This is a genomic window from Hydrocarboniphaga sp. FW305-C-57, assembly GCF_058783045.1.
Map to the genome: position 1 here is coordinate 111545 of NZ_JBYSYG010000002.1, position 19894 is coordinate 131438.

The window sequence follows — 19894 nt, forward strand, 5'->3', positions numbered from 1 at the left end:
ACTAGCGACGGTGTAGGCTAGCGTCTCTCCGCCGCGAGGAAACGTCATGACCGAAGCCAGCCGCCGCCTGCCGACGCTGTTCATCGCCCACGGTGGCGGCCCCTGCTTCTTCATGGACTGGAATCCGCCCGACACCTGGCGTTCGCTCGAAGCCTGGCTGCGCGGGCTGTCCGCCGAAGTGGGCCAGAAGCCGCGCGCGCTGCTCGTGGTCTCCGCGCATTGGGAGGCCGAGCGCTACAGCGTCACCGCGCATCCGCAGCCGCCGCTGATCTACGACTACTACGGCTTTCCGCCGCACACCTACGAGCTGCAGTATCCGGCACCTGGCGAGCCTGCGCTCGCGAGCGAAGTGGTGCGGCGATTGAGCGTCGCCGGCCTGCCCGCGGAACTCGACGGCGAGCGCGGCTTCGACCACGGCGTGTTCGTACCGCTGAAGCTCATCTATCCGCAGGCGGACATCCCGGTCGTGCAACTGTCGCTGCGCACGGGCCTGAATCCGGCCGAGCACCTCGCGGTCGGCGCGGCGCTCGCCCCGCTGCGCGACGAGGGCGTGCTGATCATCGGCAGCGGCTACAGCTACCACAACATGCGCGGCTACGGCGGCGCCGGACAGCGGCCGTCGATCGAGTTCGACCACTGGCTCAACGAGGCGCTCACCGCCGACCCGGAGACGCGCAAGGAGCGGCTGCGCGATTGGGAGCGCGCGCCGTCCGCACGCGCTGCGCATCCGCGCGAGGAGCATTTGCTGCCCTTGATGATCGCCGCCGGCGCGGCGGGCCAGGACATCGGCACGCGCTTGTTCGGCGAGCTCGTCTTTGGCGTCGCGACGTCGGGATTTCGCTTCGGCTAGCGCGCGTAGAGTGTTTCGGCATCGGCGGCAATCGGAGTCGCGGCGATGCCGGCTGCCGACAGGCACTCGCGCAGGAGCGCCGCGTCGCCGGCGAACACGCTGATGGCGCGGTCCGGATCGAGCAGCGTGTCGGCGATTGTGCGTAGCTGCCCGGCCGTCACCGTGGACAGGTCCGGCGCTCGCTGCGGATCGAGCCCCAGGCGCAGGCGGCTTGCGATTTCACTCGCCGCGTCGTCGATGCGCTCGCTACGGCCTACCGTGCGCAAAGCCTCGCCGCGTTGCAGGTTCGCAAGCGCCTGCGCATCGACGGGCTCGCGACCGAAGGCAGCGACCGCATGCAGGATTTCATCGCGCGCATCGCAGCTGCGCTCGGCCGGAATCCAGACCTGGATTTCGTAGCGGCGAGCGGCTGCGATGTCGCCGAGACGACTGCGCACACCGTAAGTCCAGCCGAGCTCCTCGCGCAGGCGCAGGTTCAGGCGCGAGGAGAAACTTCCGGCCAGCAGCAGATCGAGGACGCGCAGCGCGGGCTCGGTTTCCTGGGCAGGTTCCGGCAAAGCCCAGGCGACGGTCAGCAGCGTCTGCTGCGCACCCGGAATATCGAGCAGATGCACTGACGGGTTCGTCGCTCTCGGCGCAGCGGCTCCGATCGCTGGCTGCGTCTTCTGCGAGCCCCCATTCCAGCGCTTGAGCACTTCGATCACATCGCCTGCTTCGAGGTCGCCGACGAGCACGCATTGCGCATCGCGCAGGCACCAGGCGCTCTGCTTGAAGGCGATCGCCTGATCCAGGCTCAAGGCTGAGACGCTCGTGCACAAACCGCTCGCGATGCGCGCCGATGCGTGAGCGGCATCGAACAGCAGGGCCGGCAGCACGCGCTGCGTCGCCGCTTCGGCCGACGTCGCAGCCAGTTCGATCGCCGCGAGCTGGCGCGACTGCGCGGCGGCGAATGCCTCGGTGTCGAGGCCGATGTTCAAAAACGACTCGACGAGCACGAGCGCTTCGCGCCACTGCGCCAACGCGGACGACCAGCTCAGGCGCAGCGCATCGCTCTGCACTTCGACGTGGATGTCGCAGCCGATCGCTTCGGCCCGCTGCCGCAAGCTCGCGCCGTCAAGCCGGGCTTGCAGCGAGGCCTCGGCGCAGAGCTGCGCGAGCCCCATCTGTCCCGCTGGCTCGGCGCTGGCACCGGCGCTCAGCAGCAGGCGGCCCGAAACGAGTTCGGCGCCGCTTCGGGCTTGCAGCGTGAGCTTCAGGCCGGTATCGAGCGTTTGCGAGTCTGTGTGGGTGGACGATGGCTCAGGCACTTGCGCGCCGATCCGTGCAGGTCCGGTGCCGCTCTCGCAGGCTGGCTCGGTTGCAGGGCTGGCCCGATGCGGACTCGCGAAAGCTTCGTCCATTGCGAACCAGCGCCGCATGACGGCAGCAGGATCGATCGCACCGAGCTGCTCGCGCGAAACGAATGCGGCCGCCGAATCGCGCTGCGCAAGCTCGCCTTCGATCATCAGCGCCGCGACGCCGCTGCGCGCGTCGAGACCCTGCATGCGCTGGCGCCAGCGCAATCGGCGCGACCGCTCGGCCTCCGGAGCGCCGAAGCCGCTGTCGATCAGGCGATTCCACAGCATGCCGAACGAAGAAAACGATCGCTCCAGGCCCGATTGATCCGGCGCATTCCATTCGAGCTCCAAGCGAGTCGCGAGGCGATGGAATGCGAGCCCGACGCGTGGCGGGCTCGTGCCCGTCGGGCACCCGGCGCGCAGCCGGCTTTCGAGCGCGATCTGGAACAGGCGCAGGCCTTCGCGATCGATCATCGAGGGCATCGCGGGCAGCTGCCAGACCAGGCGTTTCTGCGGGTGCGGTGACGCGTCATCGAAACAGAACGAGCGCGCCGCGGGTGCCGAAACCGCGGCCTGAACCAGCGGCTGACCGGAACGCAGGCCACCGAAAGCCCGCTCGCAGCGGCGCATCGCCTCGTCGAGCGTCAGATCACCCGCGAGCGCGAGCACGGCATTCGCCGGGTGATAGTGAAGCCGGCCAAATTCACGCGCCTGATCGAGCTGCAGTGCCTGCAAGTCGGCTTCGCGACCGATGACGCCATGCCGGTACGGATGTCCGGCTGGATAGCACTCGGCGTCGATGCGCTCGACGAAGCAGCCACGCGAACGCTCGCGATACTGGCGCAACTCGTTGAGCACGACCTGGCGCTGCTTCTCGAGGGTCGCTTCGCTAAGTGTGAGCCGCCCCATGCGATCGGCTTCGGCGAACAGGGCGAAGTCGAGTGCATCGCGATGCACGGTTTCGAAGTAATGCGTGCTGTCGAGCGTGGTGCGTCCGTTGAGCTCGTGCGCTCCGGCCGCGAACAGATGGCTCAGGTAAGGGCCCGGCAGATTCGCACTGCCGCCGTACATGAGATGTTCGGACAGATGCGCGAGCCCGTGCTGCCCATCGGCTTCGTCGGCCGCGCCGACACGATAGGCCATGTGCACGGCCACGAGCGGCAGACGATGATCCTCGTTGAGCAGCACGCGCAGCCCGTTTTCGAGGCCGAAGGCATGCAGCTGTCCGAAACCCGCCATCACACGTCCAGCAATCCGTTGCGCACCGCGATGAGCGTGAGCTCGGCCTGATTGCCGACGCCGAGCTTCTGCTTGATGTTGTACAGGTGCGTGCCGACCGTGTTCGGCGACAGGTGCAGGGTCTCGGCGATCTGCGCGACCGACTGGCCCTGGGCGAGCTGCAGGAACACCGCGAACTCCCGCTCGGACAGGCTCTCGACCGGATTCGCCGCTCCGTGCAGCTCCTGCACCGCGAGCTTGCGCGCGAGCTCCACGCCGAGATAGATGCGGCCCGCACCGACCGAGCGCACCGCGTCGATGAGCTCCTCGGGCGCGCTGCGCTTGGAGACGTAGCCCATCGCGCCGGCCTTGAGCGCACGGCGCGGATGCGCGCTGTCCTCGTGCGCGGACAGCACGAGCACGCGCGCTTCGCGGTCGCGCGTGGTGAGCCTGCGCAGCGCTTCGATGCCGCCCATGCCGGGCATCGACAGATCCATCACCACCACGTCGGGCTGGATCTCGGTGTAGAGCTGATACGCGGCCTCGCCGTCCTCGGCTTCGCAGACCACCTCGACGTCCTGCGTTCCGCCGAGCAGCATGCGAAAGCCCATGCGCACCATCGCATGGTCGTCGACGAGCATGACGCGAATCTTCCTGCTCATACGCTCACCTTGAGCGGCAGACGCGCCGATACGCGGGTTCCGCGCGGATCGCGGCGCTCTATCGACAGCTCGCCGCCGAGCGTCTGCACGCGCTCGCGCATGCCGCGCAAGCCGAAGCCGCCGCTGTTGCGCCAGTCCTCGGGCAGGCCGATGCCGTCGTCGTGAACGCGCACGATCAGGGTGTCGCTTTCGGTCGTCATGTGAATGTCGATCCGGCTCGCGTGCGCATGGCGCAAGGCATTGCTGCAGGCCTCCTGGAACAGGCGAAACGCGGCGAGCGTCACGCGCTCGTCGAGTTCGTCGGGCAAGTCTTCGACACGGCCTTCGATGCGCAGGCCCTCGTGCTGCAGGCGCCAGTCGTCGATCTGGTTCTGCACCGCGTCGGCCAGGCCGAGGTTGTCGAGCGCGAGCGGGCGCAGGCGCGGAATCATCTCGTGCACGACGCCGTGCAGATGCCCGGCCGCGTCGGCGATCGTGCGCGCGACGCGACGCGTGTCCTCGTCGAGCGCATCGCGACGCGAAAGCGACAGCGCGAGGCTGTGGATGGCGGTGACGCTCTGGCTGGTTTCGTCGTGAAGCTCGCGCGCGATCTGCCGGCGCTCGTCCTCCATGCGCAACTCGACCAGATTGGCGAGCTCGCGGCTGCGGCGCAGGTTCACGGTGGCTTCGGCGGCCTCGCGACGCGCATCGATGTTGTCCTCGATCGCCTGCGCCATGCGGTTGAAGGCCTGGCCGATGGTGTCGGACTCCTTGCTCGGCAGCTTCGGCAAGCGCGTGTGATACGCCCCGCGCTCCATGCTTTCGAGGCCGACGACGATCTGGCGCAGCGGCCGCGTCGCGAGCCCCACGAGCCAGAGCACCAGCGGCTGCACGAGCAGCAGGGCGCCGAGGCCGATCCACAGCAGGCGCTTGGTGTCGTCCCAGCCGTCGAGCACCGCGCGCGAAGCGTTCGAATGCAGCGACAGCGCTCCGTCCGGCAGCATGAAGCCTTCTTCCATCGGCGCGGGCGAGACCAGCCGCGCATACCAGTCCGGAGCGCTGCGGCCGGCCTTGTAGGTCGAGGGTGGCGAGGCATAGACGATGTTGCCGTTGGCGTCGCTCAGCGTGATCTCGGTGGAGCGCACGCGGCCGAGACGCTGCAGCGTGGCCTGCAGCATTTCATTGCTCGGCACGTCGTCGGGCGAGATGAAGGCGCTCAGCAGGCGCGTGGCCACACTGTTGCTGGCCCGGATCTCTTCGAGCACGCTCTTGCGCGTCGTCAGGATCTGCGTGGCGATCACCAGGGCGATGAACACGAGCATGAGCCCGGCGATCATCAGGTTGATGCGCAGGCGCAGGCTCAAGCGGCCGCTCCGGCTGCCGGGTTCGGGGGCCGTGCCGGCCTCGGTGCATGGATAGCGCTCATGGCTGCGCATGCTACTGCCGTCGCGGCCTCACGGGCAGTGCCGGCACAGTGCCGACCTCGCACTACAGAAAATCGTGAGCGCCAACTCAGGGGCATCGCGAGGCGTCCGGCTCACCGGCTCGCCGAAACTGTGGCTGCGGTCCAGTGCCGGACCGTCATGCGAAATCTATGGAGACCATCACTATGAAGCTCAAATGGGAAACCCCGACGGCCCGTGATCTGCGGTTCGGCTTTGAAATCACGATGTACATCGCCAACCGCTGAATCAGCTGTTGCGCTCGGCAGGGCGCACGAGGGCGCCTCGTGCCCCCTGCCTTCGCTCACAACGCTGATTTGCGTCCAGAAAGAAAACAGGGCCCCAAGGCCCGTAACCAGGAGGAAGCGCAGCATGCGCATCCACGTGCTCGGCTCGGCGGCGGGCGGCGGCTTTCCGCAGTGGAACTGCAATTGCCCAAACTGCGATGGCGTTCGCCGCGGCAGCATCAAGGCCCGCCCCCGCACGCAGTCTTCGATCGCCATTACGGGCGACGCCCCGGGCAACGACACCCGCTGGCTGCTCTGCAACGCCTCGCCCGACATTCTGACGCAGCTGCAGCGTTTCCCCGAACTGCAGCCCGCGCGCGCCCTGCGCGACACCGCGATCGCCGCCCTGCTGCTGATCGACGCGCAGATCGATCACACCACCGGCCTGTACATGCTGCGTGAGCATCGCGAGCGTTGGCCGCTCTGGTGCACGGCGCCGGTTCACGAAGACCTCACGCGCGGCAATCCATTGCTGAACCTGCTCGGCCATTACTGCGGCATCGACTGGAACCGCATTCCGCTCGATGGCCAGCCGTTCGCGATTCCTGCGCTCGACACGCTGCGCTTCACCGCACTGCCGCTGATCAGCAACGCACCGCCGTATTCGCCGCACCGCGACCGGCCCGTCGCGGGCGACAACATCGGCCTGCTGGTCGAAGACGTCGGCAACGGCAGGCGGCTGTTCTACGCGCCGGGACTCGGCGAAATGGAAGCACGCGTCTGGGACGCGATGAACAGCGCCGACGCGGTGCTCGTCGACGGCACCTGCTGGACCGACACCGAACTCGTCGACCTCGGCGCGAGCAAGAAAACCGCGCGCAGCATGGGCCATCTGCCGCAGCAGGGCGAAGGCGGCATGCTGAGCTGGCTCGCGCAGCTGCCCAGCAATACACGGCGCATTCTGATCCATATCAACAACACCAATCCGATCCTCGACGAAGACGGCCCGCAATACGCCGAGCTGCGTGCGGCCGGCGTCGAAGTCGCCTACGACGGCATGGAGATTCGCCTGTGAACGCTCCGCTCGGCATTTCACTTGATTCGGCCGCAGCCTTCGAAGCCCGTCTGCGCGAGCAGGGCACGGCGTATCACATCCATCATCCATTCAACCGCATGCTCAACGAAGGACGCGCGACGCCCGAGCAGATTCGCGGCTGGGTGGCGAACCGCTACTACTATCAGATCTCGATTCCGCTCAAGGACGCGGCGATTCTGTCGAATTGCCCGGACCGCGAGCTGCGCCGGCAGTGGATACAGCGCATCCTCGACCACGACGGCCATGGCAACGACGACGGCGGCATCGAGGCCTGGGCACGCCTGGCGCTCGCCGTGGGCCTATCGCGCGAAGAACTCGAAGACCTGCGCCACGTCTTGCCGACGGTGCGCTTCGCGGTCGATGCCTACGTGAACTTCGCGCGCCGGGCGCCGTGGCAGGAGGCGATGTGCTCATCGCTGACCGAGCTGTTCGCGCCGAAGATTCACAAAGAGCGGCTCGCGAACTGGCCGCAGCATTATCCGTGGATCGAGAGCGAGGGCCTATACTACTTCCAGAAGCGCTTGTCCGAAGCGCGTCGCGATGTCGACCAGGCGCTGCGCGTGACGCTCGATTACTTCAAGGGTCCCGAAGCGGAGCAGAAGGCGCTAGCCATTCTGAAGTTCAAGCTCGACATTCTGTGGACCATGAACGACGCCATGGCCCTCGCCTACGGAGTGCGCTGAACATGGGCGCGGGCCTGGCTGCTGGAATGCTCGAGAAGACGCCGCGCATCGCGCGCGGCTTTCGCCTGCAATGGGAGGAAGCGCAGCAGGCTTTCGTGCTGCTGTATCCCGAAGGCATGGTGCAGCTCAACGCGAGTGCCGGACAGATTCTGAGCCGCTGCGACGGTGAGCGCAGCGTCGGTGCAGTGGTCGGCGAACTCGAACGCGATTTCGAAACCGAAGGGCTCGCAGACGACGTGCTCGCCTTCCTCGATCTGGCCGCGCAGCAGCGCTGGGTGGAGTGGACGTGAGCACAGTCGCGGAAACCCATGCGGCGACGCTCGTCGAGCGCCGGCCCGACGTCGGCGCGCCGTTCTGGCTGCTCGCGGAACTCACGTACCGCTGCCCGCTGCATTGCGCGTTCTGCTACAACCCGGTCGATTTCGCGCGCCACGAAGACGAGCTGTCGACCGACGACTGGCTGCGCGTGCTTCGCGAAGGCCGCGCGCTCGGCGCCGTGCAGTGCGGTTTCTCGGGTGGCGAGCCGCTGCAGCGCAAGGATCTCGAAATCCTCGTCGCCGAAGCGCGCCGGCTCGGCTATTACACGAACCTGATCACCTCGGGCATCGGGCTCGACGAGCGGCGCATCGTCGCGCTCAAGCAGGCCGGACTCGATCACATCCAGCTGTCGTTCCAGGATTCGACGCGCGAGGTCAACGACTTCCTGTCGTCGACGCGCACCTTCGATCTCAAGCGCAAAGCCGCCGAGCTGATCAAGTCACAGGGCTATCCGATGGTCATGAACTGCGTGATCCATCGGCTCAACATCGATCACGTCGAGCGCATCATCGAGCTCGCGGTCGAACTCGATGCGGATTATCTCGAGCTCGCCAACGTGCAGTACTACGCCTGGGCGCAGCTCAACCGCGAGCAGCTCATGCCGACGCGCGAGCAACTGCAAAGCGCCGAGGCGATCACGAATCAATGGCGCGACAGGCTCGGCAAGCGCATGAAGCTGCTGTTCGTGGTGCCGGACTACTACGAGACGCGGCCCAAGAAGTGCATGAACGGCTGGGGCAACGTGTTCCTGACCGTGACGCCCGACGGCACCGCAGTGCCGTGCCACACCGCGCGCATGCTGCCGGGCCTCGCGTTTCCGAACGTGCGCGACATGAGCCTGTCGGACGTCTGGTATCGCTCGGAGGGCTTCAACCGCTATCGCGGCGACGGCTGGATGCAGGAACCCTGCCGCAGCTGCCCCGAGAAAGAGAAGGACCACGGCGGCTGCCGCTGCCAGGCCTTCATGCTCGCGCAGGATCCGGCCGCGGCCGATCCGGTCTGCGACAAGTCAGCGCATCATCATCTGATCCAGCAGGCGATCGAAACGGCGGCCAGGCCGCGTGTGATCGAGAAGCCGCTGGTGTTCCGCGGCCCCAAGGAATCACGCGCGCTCGACAGGGCGTTCTGAAGAGCCCTCAGCTCTTGCCTTTGCTGCCGATGCCCTGCACGTAGCGCTCGATCCCGGCGAGATATTCCGGGTTGAGCATCAGCGCGCTGTTGGCCATGCGCTCGACGTTGCGAGCCTGCGCGAGACCGACGTCGTGCGCGAGCTCGATCGCGATCTTCGCGGCGCCCATTTGCTCGGCGTGCTGCTGCGCGAGGTGGCGGCAGAAGGCCATCACATCATCGCCGAAGGTTTCGTCCGGATAGACCTCGTGGACGAGCCCCATGATCAGCGCCTTGTCCGCGTTGACGGGCAGGTTCGCCATGATCAGGTAGCGCGACCAGTGCGTGCCGATGATGCGCGCGAGCCGGCTCACACCGTTCGAGGCCGGCAGCACGCCGAACTTGCCTTCCGGAAACGCATAGCCGGCGCTCCTGGACGCCAGCCGGAAATCGCAGGACAGCGACATTTCGAGGCCGCCGCCGACGCACATGCCGTGATGCGCGACGACGATGGGCTTTTCGATGTGCTCCATCTCGTCGTAGATGCGGTGCATGCCGTGCAGCTGCAGGCGATGCTTTTCGCGAATCGCCGTCGCCGTGCGCGCCGGGGCCTGATCGGCGCCGCGCATGTCGGCTCCCGAGCAGAAATAGCGGCCGGTGGAGCGGATCAGCATCACCTTGAGCTCGGGCGTGTCACGGAACCGGCGCAGCGCGGTTTCGAACAGGCCCATCATCTGGCCGGTGATCGCATTGAGCTTTTCGGGACGATTGAGCGTGACGATCAGGATCGCCCCTTCCTCGGTGGTCAGCAGGTGCGGCGCTTCTTCGGACATGGTTCTTCTCCGTCGGCGTTGCAGTCTCGAATACGCTGCGCGCTCGTTCGTTCGATTCTATTTCAGCGTGCAGCGCTCAGTTCGAGTAGCGGCCACCGTTGACGCTGAGCGTGTGCCCGGTGATGTAGCCGGCATCTTCGGAGGCCAGAAACGCGATCGCCGCCGCCATGTCTTCAGGCTGGCCGGCGCGCTTCATCGGCGAGGCCGCCGCCACCTGGTCGACCACCTTGCCGATATCGCTGCCGCGCAGCATCGGCGTATCGACGAAGCCCGGCGGCACGTTGTTGACGGTGATGCCGGTGGCGGCCAACTCCTGGGCCAGCGCCTTGGTGAACGCGATCACGCCGCCCTTCGACGCCGCGTAGCAGCTCATGCGCGCCGAACCGGTCTGTGCGCTCGACGAGGACACGTTGACGACGCGGCCCCACTTGGCTTCGATCATGTCCGGCAGCACGGCCTGCGTGCAGACCAGCATGCTCTTGAGATTGACAGTCATGACCTTGTCCCAGGTCTCTTCGTCCATTTCCATGAAATTCCGGAACAGCGTCATGCCCGCGTTGTTGACGAGAATGCCGACCGGCCCGAACCGGGCGTGGATTTCCTTCACGGCGGCGTCGACCTGATCGCGCCTGGAGACGTCGACCCGGCTCGCGATCGCCTGCTGCCCGGCCTGGTTGATCTCGGCCGCGGCGGCCTGGGCTCCGGCTTCATTGAGATCCCAGATCGCCACGCGCGCACCCTCGCGCGCCAGACGCTTGGCGGTCGCCAGGCCGATGCCCGATGCGGCGCCCGTGACGATGGCGACTTTTCCGTTGAAAGACATTTGCGTTCTCCTCGTTTCGTTGTTTGCAGGCTGCCGTGCGCCCAGGCTCGGGAAGGCGCCGGCCGTTGACCCAGGCGGCAAAGCTAAGACAGCGGGCGCCTTTTATCAACAGTAGTGTTGATAAGAGCGCCGACGAGGCCGCAGGCAGACACAACGAAAAAAGCCCGCCGGATGGCGGGCTTTTTCCTGCTCGTTTCGCATTACGGCTTGGCGGCTCGAGTCTTGGTCGTCGCGGCTTTCTTGGCAGCCTTGGCCGGCTTCTTCGTCAGCGTGGCGGCGAGCTCCGGGTAGTGATCCGGGCGCATGTTGCCGTAGAGGCTCAGACGCAGCACTTCCGACGAGTAGCGCTTGGCCATGAGATCGCGCTCCTTGGCCGTGCGCGTGTGCGCACGCGCCCAGACTGGCCACAGGAAGGTGCCGACGAGCATCAGCACGGTGTGCACGTCGACGTCGATGCCGGCCTGGGCCGAGTCGGATTTGGCGAACTTCTGGAAGCGCTGGCGGTAGTGCTTCCAGAACGGGTCGCTGGCCGGGTGCGGCGAGCTCAGCAGCTGGAACAGCCAGGCGCGGCCGAGTTCGGGATTGCGCATCGCGAAATCGACCATGTGATCGATGACGCCCTGCGGGTCGATGTGCTCGACCGAAGTGCCGATGGCGGCATTGCCGAACACCGCCTCGACGAGCTGTTCGCTGACCCAGCCGGTGGTGGCTTCGAGCAGCTGCTCGCGGGTCTGGAAATGCTGGTAGGCAGTGCCGCGGTTGACCTTGGCGAGCTGCGCGACTTGCGAAACGCTGAGCCCTTCCGGACCGTCTTTCGCGAGCAGCGCCCCGGCCGCCTCGAGAATGGCCGCACGCGTTCCATCCGGATCGCGGCGCCGACGCGGCTTGGTGCCCTCTGCCTTTTCCCTCTTCAAGTCCGTCCCCAGCCCGAGAATAACTGGCAAATGCTAGCCGATATTCACAAAACTAACATCCGCCATCGGTGCGACCGCCGGATTGCGGCGGTCGAGGGGCCGGCTGTTCAGGGCCACACGCCGGCCGGTATGCTCGGGCACTGGCGAGGTCGCCGCCACGCGATCGCGGCCGGGGAAAAGCCCGGCTGGAGACGAAGGCCAAAACCAACACAGCTGTTTATTATAGAATCCACGGCTCACGACAGCCCGTTCGCTGGCCACCCATCCCCAACCTCGGTGTCTACAGGAAACGTATGTTCAAAGCTCTGCTGATCAACAAGAACGAGACCGCGCAGTCCGTCTCCATCACCGACATCGACGAATCGCAGCTGCCCGAAGCCGCGGTGACCGTGAAGGTCGAATACTCGACGATCAACTACAAGGACGGCCTCGCGATCACCGGCAAGTCGCCCGTGGTCCGCAAGTTCCCGATGGTGCCGGGCATCGACTTCGCCGGCGTGGTCGAGTCGAGCACGAGCGATCAGTGGAAGGCCGGCGACCGCGTCGTGCTCAACGGTTGGGGCGTCGGCGAAGGCCATTGGGGCGGTCTGGCGCAGAAGGCCCGCGTGAAGGCCGAGTGGCTCATCGCGCTGCCGTCCGCATTCACCGCGAAGCAGGCCATGGCCATCGGCACCGCCGGCTACACGGCCGCGCTCTGCGTCAACGCGCTCGAAAAGGCCGGCGTGAAGCCCGAGGCGGGCGAAATCCTCGTCACCGGCGCGACCGGCGGCGTCGGCAGCGTGGCGATCGCCCTGCTCGCCAAGGCCGGCTACAAGGTCGTCGCCTCGTCGGGCAAGGCCAGCGAGGCCGACTATCTCAAGTCGCTCGGCGCTGCCGACATCATCGATCGCAACACGCTGTCGGCTCCCGGCAAGCCGCTGCAGAAGGAGCGCTGGGCCGGTGTCGTCGACGCCGTCGGTAGCCACACGCTCGCCAACGCGGCCGCGCAGACCCGCTACGGCGGTGTCGTCACCGCCTGCGGCCTCGCCCAGGGCATGGACTTCCCGGCCTCGGTCGCCCCGTTCATCCTGCGCGGCGTCTCGCTGCTCGGCATCGACTCGGTGATGGCGCCGATCGCGCTTCGCCAGACCGCCTGGCAGCGCCTGGCTCGCGATCTCGACGGCAAGGCGCTCGAATCGATCAGCACACTCGTCGGCCTCAGTGGCGCCGTGCAGGCGGGCGAGGACATCGTCTCGGGCAAGATTCGCGGCCGTGTCGTGGTCGATGTGAACGGCTGAGTTTCGAGACACCGCGGCGCCGGCAACGGCGCCGCACGAAAAAAGGCGGGCTCGCGATCGCGGCCCGCCTTTTTCGTTTCCGCGGACCGGCCGCTACTGGGCCGCGGCCGGCTCCTTGATGAAGGCCGACCTGGCGCTCGCGTACTGCGGCTTCTGCGCGAGCGCCTTGAGCTTGCCGAGCGTCTTGAACGGCGTGCTGATCGACATCGAGTTGATCAGCGAGGCCGGAATCGGCCCGTTGGGATCGGAGAGCAGCTGCATCTGGGCGTTCACGCCGCCCTTGGCATCGGGCACCAGGGTCCAGACCTGCTTGGACTTGACGATGCGCACCACGCCGTTCCTGGGCGGCGGCGAGGCCTTGTCGACCGCGGTGTCGGTGATCGTCACGACGAGGCTGGACGGGTCCTGCGAGATGCTGCGCTGATTGACGATGTCGCGATTGCTGACCGGCCAGGGCATCTTGGTCAGCGCATAGATCTGATATCGCGCGTCGCTTTCGCGGTTCTGCACCGTGGCCTCTGCGACGTACTCATTGAGTTCGCCCTGGGCCGCGATGTCGTTGATCACCGCGACGACGCTCGAAAGCTTCGCCGGGACGTAGGTCACCCCGCGAATCTCGTGAATGCTCCAGCCTTCGACCGCCCGCGTGTAGACCTGGATGCCGTCCTTGTCCTTTTCGAGCTTCCAGTCCGCTTGCGCCGCCGGTGCCAGCGAAGGCAGCACGGCGAACAGCAGCGAAGGCATCAACCAGCGAAGTTTGCGCATACCGACATCCTTATCGAATAAGTAGAGACCGGGAAATGAACGAGCCCATGAATCCGGCCTTGGCCTTGCCGGTCATCGTGTTGCCTTCGACCGCTCCGGAGAATTCGACTTTCAGTTCCATCGGCCTGGTGATCTGGTCGATCCACCAAATCTTGCCGCCCGCGTACTTGGCATCGAGGAGCGGAGAACTCATGCCCTGCCCGCTCTGCACGCCGCTCAGGGTACCGTTGGCGAGGCTGAGTTCCAGCGTCGTCGCCATCGGCCCGGTCGGGCCTTTGATCGTCACGGTCCAGGTGCCGTCGATCGTGGCCTCGGCGGGCGGCGCAGGCCTGGCGCTCTTCCTGCCGTACGGATCGTAATAGACAGCACTGCTGGCCGGCATCGTCACAGGAGAAGTTTCGAGAATTTTAATGTCACAGTTGTGACATCAAATGAGGTGGCAGGTCAAGAAGAACGGGCCGCGTCGAGCGCGGCTAAAGAACACCGGGCCGGCAGCGCCAGCTCAATCGGGAACGAATGCAGCCGCGGCCGGATCAAGCCGGCAGCCGCTTGGCGACGAGCGCTTCGTAGCTCAGGAACTTGGTCGTCGACCAGCCGCCGTCGAGCGCGAGCGTCTGGCCGTTGATGTAGCTGCCTTCGCTGGACGCGAGGAAATGCACCGCGTTGGCGACGTCTTCGACGGTGCCGTCACGATCGAACGGCGTCATTTCGTGATTGGTGCGCTGGAAACCCTCGGTGTCCCAGAAATCGCGCGTCATGTCGGTCTTGATCACGCCAGGGGCGACGACGTTCGCACGAATGCCGCTCGCCCCGTACTGCACGGCGAGCGCCTGCGTCATGCCGATCAATCCGGCCTTCACCGCGCAGTAGATGCCGCCGTTGAGCCCGCCGACGACGCCGTAGACCGAACCGACCATGATGATCGAAGAACCGGCCTTCATCACGCCGAGCGCCTCACGTGCGAAGCGGAACGGGGCCTTCAGGCTCACGTCGATGACCTCGTTCATCATCGCGTCGTCGGTCTCGCGATGCGGAGCCCAGCGGCCCGAGCCCGCGTTATTGACGAGGCAATCGAGCCGGCCGAATTCGTTCACCGCGAGCGCGACCGCACGCGCGGGCGCATCGGCGGCAGTGACGTCGGTGGCGAGCACGCGCACCTGGCCTCCGGCCGCGGACAGGCGCTGCTCGAGTTCCGCGAGCTTGTCGGGCCTGCGTGCGACCGCCACCACGCTGAAGCCGCCTTTGACCAAGCGCTGCGCGATCGCCTCGCCGATACCGGCGCTCGCGCCGGTGACGATCGCAACGGGTTTCTGTGCTGCCTTCATTTCTTGATCTCGCCGCCTAAAGGAATGCGCGATCTTATGTCCGTGAACCCATGCAGGATGTCGTGGAAGCGCTGCATTGCGGCAGCAGGCATCAGCGTTGTCCGACTTGGACCACTCACACGAAACAGGGCCTTCGAGCCCGGCGAAGCCGCCTGGACGCGCGCCGGTCGCATCGCTAGCGCAGCCCGGGATTTGGAGCTTCAGGCAGCGGCGATCAAGCGCTTCTGCGCGAGTTCGCGCAGCTCCTTGGACTTGACCTTGCCGTTGCCCGTCACCGCGACTTCGTCATCGGCGAAGAACAGCACGGCCTTGGGCACCTTGAAGCTCGCGAGCCTGTCCTTGGCGAACGCGGTGATGGCGGCCGCGTCGAGCGTGACGCCGTCCTGCGCGACCACGCAGGACACCACCATCTCGCTGAGCGTCGCATGCGGAACGCCGACGGTCTGCACGCGGCGTACGCCCGGATACAGCGCGAGCACCGCGTCGATCTCGAGCGGCGACACGTTCGCACCGCCGGTCTTGATGATCTCGGTGAGCCGCCCTTCCCAGTACAGGCGGCCGATGTCGTCGACGTAGCCGCCGTCGCCGGTGCGGTAGTAGCCGTCTTCGTCGAAGGCTTCCTCGACGCCCTTGCCGATGTAGCCGAGCATCAGCGTCGGCCCCTTGAGGCAGATCTCGCCGCGGCTGCCGCGTGGAACCACGGCTCCCGTATCGGGATCGATGATCTTCAGAACATTGCCGGGCAGCGGAACGCCCGCGCTGCCCGCATATTGTTCGAGCGGGGTATCGGCCGAATAAGAGGTCGCGGCCGTCATCGTCTCGGTGGTACCGAAGGTCATCGGCAGGTGCCAGTCGGCGAGCCTGACGGTCGGATGCGTCTGCATGAGCTCCGCGTTCGTCACGTAGCGCAGGCTCGAAAGATCCGCATGCGCCCACTTCGGCGACTCCTGCAGGCGCGCCCATTGATGCGGACGTCCCGACAGGAAACTCACACGCTCGCTTTCAATCAGCTCGAGCGTCTTGTCGGGCTCGAAGTACGGCTGCAGCACCACCGCGCCGCCGGTCGACAAGGCCACGCCGACGATCATCGTGACGTTGGCCGACCAGAAGAAGCCATTGCCGGTCCAGCTGCGCACCGCGCCTTTGACCGACATCACGCGCGGCCAGCGCCACCATTGAATCGCGAACGAGCGCTGCGCATGCAGGATGCCTTTCGGCAGGCTCGTGGTGCCCGACGAGAAGAACAGGCCGCCGGCGTCGGATGGCGCGACGGTCGCGGCACGCGCCTCGACGATCGCATCGGCGATGCCGGCGCCGCCATCGAGGAAGTTGCTCCACGACTCGATCGCGGCCGCCTGAAATTCATCGGCGGACGCCGGCCCGGTGACCGAAGGCAGGCGCACGAGCCGGCGCAGGAACGGGAACTTCGGCGAGCCGAGCTGCCCGGCGCTCGCCGGGACGATCCGCGGTTCGAGTTCGGCGAGCATCGCGCCGAAATCCTTCTTGAGCACGCGGCCATCGAACAGCAGCACCGAGACGCCCGAGATCGCGAGCAGTTGCTCAAGCTCGGCCGGCGTCGAGAAGGTGCTCAGGCCCACCGAAACACCGCCCGCCATCGCGATACCGAACAGCGCCGACAGATATTCGGGCCGGTTCGTCATCAGGATGCCGACGCGGCTGTCCTTGCCGATACCGCTGGCCATGAGCGCCTTGGCGACTTCGACCGACTGGCTCCAGAGCGTCGCGTAGGACCAGCGTTCGATGCCGTTCGGGCCATGCATGACGAGCGCCTCGGCATCGCCGTGGCGCGAGCAGACTTCGCGCAGATAGCCCGGCATCGACAGCGGCCCCATGCCGGGTTCTTCGCCGAGGGCGATGCCGCGAACGATCGACAGCGCGGAATACGGCGCGTGGCTCATGCGATCGTGCTCAGACCGGAAGCTGCACTTCGGCCGTGCCCTTGAGGATCGTCTCGCCGGTTTGCGTCGTCATCTTCACCTGCACGACGACCACCGGGCAGCCATAGGGCGAGCGCTCGATCTTGTCGACGACTTCGCCTTCGATGAAGGTCACGTCGCCTTCGAACGCCGGGCTGCGGAACTGCGTCTGCGAGTGCCAGACGAAGCCGTCGTGTCCGGCCCAGTAAGCGATGTAATCGACCTGCCAGGCGTTCATCGACGCGCCGTAGCCGTACATGCCGCCCATGCCGATGTTCGACGCCTTTTCGAGATTCACGTGACCGCTCGAAGGGCCGTAGTAGAGGCCATCGCCCTGGCGCGGATCGATCTTGCGCGCGTCGTGATCGTAGGTCATGTCCTTGGCGAAGCCGGCGTCTTCCTTGGCCGGATCGTAGACGCCTTCGGGCACGTTCCAGCGCCAGGTTCCCCAGATGTTCTGGCGGAACGCGCGATACTCGGTCACGAAGGTCGCGATCGAATGCGGGCCGATCACACGGCGCGGCAGCTTGGTGCCGACCTTCACTTCGGAAAACAGCGGCGACTTGCCTTCGCGATTCGACAGGATCCAGTCGTAGCGGATCTTGTGGATCTCGGCGAGCTCCTGCTTGTCCCAGCGCTTGGGCGTGGCCTTCTCTGCGCCGTAGACCTTGCGCTTGTTGGCCTCTTCGACCAGATAGCGTATCGCGGTCGCACGCTCGCGCGCGACGAGCACGCCGTTCTGGTTGCGGTGCTCGGTATCGCCGCGCGTGAACACGGTCGGGCCCGCGAAGCTGGTGTCCTTGACGTCGTAGCCGTCGAAGCGGCGCTTCTGGAACAACTTGTCGCCCGGACGCACCGGAGCGCCGAAGAACCACCATTCCTCGCCACCGAAGATCAGGTGCGAACCCGGAATCTTGCCGAGGCAGGCCGGATGGCAGCCGTGGCCGTAATCCATCGCCACCGCGAACGACTGCGGCGCGATCAGGCCGCCGAACTTCGATTGCTGCGCGAAGTCATGATCCCAGTGGATCGGATTCGGATAATCCATCGCCATCACCCAGCGACGGATATCGGTTTCGTTACACGGATCCCAGAGTTCCGCGAAGATCACCGGCTTGCCGACCCAGCGGTCGACATCGCTCATGTCCAGTTTCACTTCGCTTGACTGTGCCGGCGTAGCGGACATCCGCGATTCTCCAAGGCTTTCGAACAGGAATGACCGATCCTATCTTGCGGCCTCGAACCGCATCCCGCCATCTAGTGCCGCCGCTTCGACATTTGGCGCACGCGCGACGCAGGCTCAGAGCGCGACTTCGATCCAGTCGTCGACCACGCGCAGCTCGAAAGTGACGATCGGCTGCGTCGCCGGCAGGCACAGCGCCTTGCCGGTGGCCAGATCGAAGCGCGCGCCATGCGTCGGACAGGCGATCCAGCCGTTGCCGATGCGCCCGCGCTCGAGCGGCTTGTCGTTGTGCGAACACTGGTTGGCGATCGCGTAGAGCTTGCCGGCCGCATTGCAGAGCAACAGCGCCTTGCCTTCGACGACGACGGGCTTCTTGCTGTTCGGCGGCAGCTCCGCAGCCGGCAGTACACGCGTGAAAGTGCGGGTCACTCGCGTCTCTTGATTGGAAGGGTGCGGACAGTCGACCGTGAGATGGGTCATGACTGCTTCATGCCGATTTCTTCATGTACTTATCGACCGCCTTCTGGAAGTGGCGGATGCGGATTTCCTGGTAATTGCCGAGCGTGAGCCCGCTCTTGGCACTCGCCTCCAGGCCTTCCTGCTGCAGGCCGACATTGTCGGTGTCCTGATCGAGAATCTTGCCGAAGCCCGGGTCCATGCCCTCGGCTTCGCAGAAGGACTGGTGATCGGCCAGGTGGATCGGCTCGGCCGGCATCGGGCGCACGCCGCCGGGCGGCACCTGGCGCATGAAGAACACTTCGTAGAGGCACTTGCGGTGATCCTTCGGATCGGGCCGGAAGCGGTAGACCAGCGGCAGCGAAATGCCGGGCCACAGGAACACGTTCGGGAACACCGTGTACGAGAAGGCGTCGAGCAGTTCGGAATCCGAAACCTTGCTCAGATCCAGGCCCGTGGCCTTCTCGAACATGCCGCGGAACATCACCGCCATCGCGGCGCGCGCGGTGCTGCCGTCGGGCAGCTTGGGCTTGGCCGCGCCGCCCATCGAACTCGCGTCGCCGATGGTGAACTGATCGAAGATGTCCTGCTCGCTGTACTGGCCGGTCAGATGCGGGCTCAGTACGCCGAGCAGCGAGATGAAGCGATTCACGTGCTCGCCGTAGATGTCGTACTGCGAGTTCGCGTCGGCGTTCGAGATCGCCACCTGCGGATGCGTCTCGATGACGTGGTAGGCCTCGAGAAACGCGTCGATCGCAAGCTTCCAGTTGCACGGCAGGCGCTTGGTCACGTGCAGGTAGATGTAGCGGTCTTCGAGCTTCCAGGCGTCGAAATGCGATTTCGCCTCGGCGCCGATGTAATCCGCGAACGACGGCGCATTCGGGTCCATGTTGATGAACACGAAGCCCCACATGCGCTCGACGCGCACCTGCGGCAGCGCGAACTTCTTCGGATCGACGTGCGGAAAATCCCATTCGCAGACGGTCTTCTGGTGCGAGCCGTCGAGGTTCCAGGTCCAGCCGTGGAAGCTGCACTTGAACTCGTCCGTGCTGCCCTCGGTTCCCGATGCACGCAGCTTGGTTCCGCGATGCAGGCAGGCGTTGTAGTAGCCGCGAATCTCGTTCTCGGTGACGCGCGTGATGATGAAGGAGTACGGGCCGATGTCGTAGACGTGGTAGTCGCCGACGTTCGGAATGTGCTCTTCGCGGCAGGCGAACTGCCAGGTCCTGGTCCACAGATCCTCGAACTCGCGCCTGGCGTATTCGGGATCGATGTAGCGGTCCTTGGAGATGTCCTCGTCGCCGAGGAACTGGTACGACTCCGAGCGCACCCAGCCGGGCGCCGGCACCTTGTCGGCCGCGATGATGTCCTGCGTGCTCGGTGCGCCCGGGCAGCGCGCCGCGCCCTTGGGCAGGTCTTTGAGCTTGATGACGGTTTCGTTCATGCGTGTTCTCGCAATCTT

20 protein-coding genes are annotated in these 19894 nt (G+C 65.9%); 7 read left to right on the forward strand and 13 right to left on the reverse strand.

Annotated features, from left to right (window positions below; genetic code table 11):
- The first annotated feature begins 46 nt into the window (after positions 1-46).
- A complete protein-coding gene (locus tag AC3WUM_RS04875) occupies positions 47-850 on the forward strand; it encodes a DODA-type extradiol aromatic ring-opening family dioxygenase (protein ID WP_492409071.1) in 804 nt (267 codons plus the stop codon).
- On the opposite strand, the gene AC3WUM_RS04880 is transcribed toward AC3WUM_RS04875, so the two are convergent.
- From AC3WUM_RS04880 to AC3WUM_RS04890, 3 genes are read right to left on the reverse strand one after another with little or no spacing between them, the layout of a single operon-like run.
- A complete protein-coding gene (locus tag AC3WUM_RS04880; protein ID WP_492409072.1) occupies positions 847-3426 on the reverse strand; it encodes a M16 family metallopeptidase in 2580 nt (859 codons plus the stop codon). The genes AC3WUM_RS04875 and AC3WUM_RS04880 overlap by 4 nt on opposite strands.
- Positions 3426-4067 (reverse strand): response regulator, encoded by a 642-nt coding sequence (locus tag AC3WUM_RS04885; protein WP_492409073.1) that lies wholly within the window; start codon positions 4065-4067, stop codon positions 3426-3428. Before AC3WUM_RS04885 ends, AC3WUM_RS04880 begins: the two co-directional genes overlap by 1 nt.
- Positions 4064-5410 (reverse strand): ATP-binding protein, encoded by a 1347-nt coding sequence (locus AC3WUM_RS04890; RefSeq protein WP_492409074.1) that lies wholly within the window; start codon positions 5408-5410, stop codon positions 4064-4066. Before AC3WUM_RS04890 ends, AC3WUM_RS04885 begins: the two co-directional genes overlap by 4 nt.
- Before the next feature lie 245 nt (positions 5411-5655).
- Here AC3WUM_RS04890 and pqqA point away from each other — a divergent pair, with 245 nt between their 5' ends.
- From pqqA to pqqE, 5 genes are all read left to right on the forward strand, one after another.
- The gene (pqqA, locus tag AC3WUM_RS04895; protein ID WP_492409552.1) at positions 5656-5736 is read left to right on the forward strand and encodes a pyrroloquinoline quinone precursor peptide PqqA; all 81 of its coding nucleotides are present in this window, start codon (positions 5656-5658) and stop codon (positions 5734-5736) included.
- A gap of 124 nt (positions 5737-5860) precedes the next feature.
- Positions 5861-6790, forward strand: a complete 930-nt coding sequence (pqqB, locus tag AC3WUM_RS04900) for a pyrroloquinoline quinone biosynthesis protein PqqB (protein ID WP_492409075.1) — start codon at positions 5861-5863, stop codon at positions 6788-6790.
- Positions 6787-7494 (forward strand): pyrroloquinoline-quinone synthase PqqC, encoded by a 708-nt coding sequence (gene pqqC / locus AC3WUM_RS04905; RefSeq protein ID WP_492409076.1) that lies wholly within the window; start codon positions 6787-6789, stop codon positions 7492-7494. Before pqqB ends, pqqC begins: the two co-directional genes overlap by 4 nt.
- 2 nt (positions 7495-7496) lie before the next feature.
- The gene (gene pqqD / locus AC3WUM_RS04910; protein ID WP_492409077.1) at positions 7497-7784 is read left to right on the forward strand and encodes a pyrroloquinoline quinone biosynthesis peptide chaperone PqqD; all 288 of its coding nucleotides are present in this window, start codon (positions 7497-7499) and stop codon (positions 7782-7784) included.
- Positions 7781-8941, forward strand: coding sequence for a pyrroloquinoline quinone biosynthesis protein PqqE (gene pqqE, locus AC3WUM_RS04915; RefSeq protein ID WP_492409078.1), 1161 nt, complete (start codon positions 7781-7783; stop codon positions 8939-8941). The genes pqqD and pqqE overlap by 4 nt, the downstream gene beginning before the upstream one ends.
- Before the next feature lie 7 nt (positions 8942-8948).
- On the opposite strand, the gene AC3WUM_RS04920 is transcribed toward pqqE, so the two are convergent.
- The 3 genes from AC3WUM_RS04920 to AC3WUM_RS04930 all read right to left on the reverse strand — a co-directional run bounded on the left by AC3WUM_RS04920 (position 8949) and on the right by AC3WUM_RS04930 (position 11489).
- Positions 8949-9752 (reverse strand): enoyl-CoA hydratase/isomerase family protein, encoded by an 804-nt coding sequence (locus AC3WUM_RS04920; RefSeq protein WP_492409079.1) that lies wholly within the window; start codon positions 9750-9752, stop codon positions 8949-8951.
- A gap of 76 nt (positions 9753-9828) precedes the next feature.
- Positions 9829-10575 carry an SDR family NAD(P)-dependent oxidoreductase gene (locus AC3WUM_RS04925; protein WP_492409080.1) on the reverse strand — a complete coding sequence of 249 codons (747 nt, stop codon included), beginning with the start codon at positions 10573-10575 and terminating at the stop codon, positions 9829-9831.
- 200 nt (positions 10576-10775) lie between these two features.
- Positions 10776-11489 carry a TetR/AcrR family transcriptional regulator gene (locus AC3WUM_RS04930; protein WP_492409081.1) on the reverse strand — a complete coding sequence of 238 codons (714 nt, stop codon included), beginning with the start codon at positions 11487-11489 and terminating at the stop codon, positions 10776-10778.
- Between the two features lie 293 nt (positions 11490-11782).
- On the opposite strand from AC3WUM_RS04930, the gene acuI reads away from it, so the two are divergent.
- Positions 11783-12766: an acrylyl-CoA reductase (NADPH) gene (acuI, locus tag AC3WUM_RS04935; protein WP_492409082.1), complete on the forward strand. Its 984-nt coding sequence runs from the start codon at positions 11783-11785 to the stop codon at positions 12764-12766.
- A gap of 93 nt (positions 12767-12859) precedes the next feature.
- Here acuI and AC3WUM_RS04940 read toward each other — a convergent pair whose 3' ends face one another.
- The 7 genes from AC3WUM_RS04940 to AC3WUM_RS04970 form a co-directional block, all read right to left on the reverse strand.
- Positions 12860-13531: an START domain-containing protein gene (locus AC3WUM_RS04940; protein WP_492409083.1), complete on the reverse strand. Its 672-nt coding sequence runs from the start codon at positions 13529-13531 to the stop codon at positions 12860-12862.
- A 10-nt stretch (positions 13532-13541) separates the two neighbouring features.
- On the reverse strand, positions 13542-13919 hold the full coding sequence (locus AC3WUM_RS04945; protein ID WP_492409084.1) for a hypothetical protein: 378 nt from the start codon (positions 13917-13919) through the stop codon (positions 13542-13544).
- Between the two features lie 145 nt (positions 13920-14064).
- Positions 14065-14856 (reverse strand): SDR family NAD(P)-dependent oxidoreductase, encoded by a 792-nt coding sequence (locus AC3WUM_RS04950; RefSeq protein ID WP_492409085.1) that lies wholly within the window; start codon positions 14854-14856, stop codon positions 14065-14067.
- Between the two features lie 200 nt (positions 14857-15056).
- Entirely contained in the window at positions 15057-16775 is a 1719-nt protein-coding gene (locus AC3WUM_RS04955) for a class I adenylate-forming enzyme family protein (RefSeq protein ID WP_492409086.1), read from the reverse strand.
- 10 nt (positions 16776-16785) lie between these two features.
- Positions 16786-17979 carry an FAS1-like dehydratase domain-containing protein gene (locus AC3WUM_RS04960; protein ID WP_492409087.1) on the reverse strand — a complete coding sequence of 398 codons (1194 nt, stop codon included), beginning with the start codon at positions 17977-17979 and terminating at the stop codon, positions 16786-16788.
- 114 nt (positions 17980-18093) lie between these two features.
- Positions 18094-18405, reverse strand: coding sequence for a Rieske (2Fe-2S) protein (locus AC3WUM_RS04965; protein WP_492409088.1), 312 nt, complete (start codon positions 18403-18405; stop codon positions 18094-18096).
- Between the two features lie 58 nt (positions 18406-18463).
- Positions 18464-19876, reverse strand: a complete 1413-nt coding sequence (locus AC3WUM_RS04970) for an aromatic ring-hydroxylating oxygenase subunit alpha (RefSeq protein ID WP_492409089.1) — start codon at positions 19874-19876, stop codon at positions 18464-18466.
- Positions 19877-19894 lie beyond the last annotated feature (18 nt).

Coding starts and splice junctions, on each gene's coding strand:
- AC3WUM_RS04885 (WP_492409073.1), bottom strand. CDS start 4,067: ATGAGCAGGAAGATTCGCGTCATGCTCGTCGACGACCATGCGATGGTG.
- AC3WUM_RS04940 (WP_492409083.1), bottom strand. CDS start 13,531: ATGCGCAAACTTCGCTGGTTGATGCCTTCGCTGCTGTTCGCCGTGCTG.
- AC3WUM_RS04880 (WP_492409072.1), bottom strand. CDS start 3,426: ATGGCGGGTTTCGGACAGCTGCATGCCTTCGGCCTCGAAAACGGGCTG.
- AC3WUM_RS04920 (WP_492409079.1), bottom strand. CDS start 9,752: ATGTCCGAAGAAGCGCCGCACCTGCTGACCACCGAGGAAGGGGCGATC.
- AC3WUM_RS04970 (WP_492409089.1), bottom strand. CDS start 19,876: ATGAACGAAACCGTCATCAAGCTCAAAGACCTGCCCAAGGGCGCGGCG.
- AC3WUM_RS04875 (WP_492409071.1), top strand. CDS start 47: ATGACCGAAGCCAGCCGCCGCCTGCCGACGCTGTTCATCGCCCACGGT.
- pqqB (WP_492409075.1), top strand. CDS start 5,861: ATGCGCATCCACGTGCTCGGCTCGGCGGCGGGCGGCGGCTTTCCGCAG.
- AC3WUM_RS04955 (WP_492409086.1), bottom strand. CDS start 16,775: ATGAGCCACGCGCCGTATTCCGCGCTGTCGATCGTTCGCGGCATCGCC.
- pqqA (WP_492409552.1), top strand. CDS start 5,656: ATGAAGCTCAAATGGGAAACCCCGACGGCCCGTGATCTGCGGTTCGGC.
- AC3WUM_RS04925 (WP_492409080.1), bottom strand. CDS start 10,575: ATGTCTTTCAACGGAAAAGTCGCCATCGTCACGGGCGCCGCATCGGGC.
- pqqD (WP_492409077.1), top strand. CDS start 7,497: ATGGGCGCGGGCCTGGCTGCTGGAATGCTCGAGAAGACGCCGCGCATC.
- acuI (WP_492409082.1), top strand. CDS start 11,783: ATGTTCAAAGCTCTGCTGATCAACAAGAACGAGACCGCGCAGTCCGTC.
- AC3WUM_RS04950 (WP_492409085.1), bottom strand. CDS start 14,856: ATGAAGGCAGCACAGAAACCCGTTGCGATCGTCACCGGCGCGAGCGCC.
- AC3WUM_RS04960 (WP_492409087.1), bottom strand. CDS start 17,979: ATGTCCGCTACGCCGGCACAGTCAAGCGAAGTGAAACTGGACATGAGC.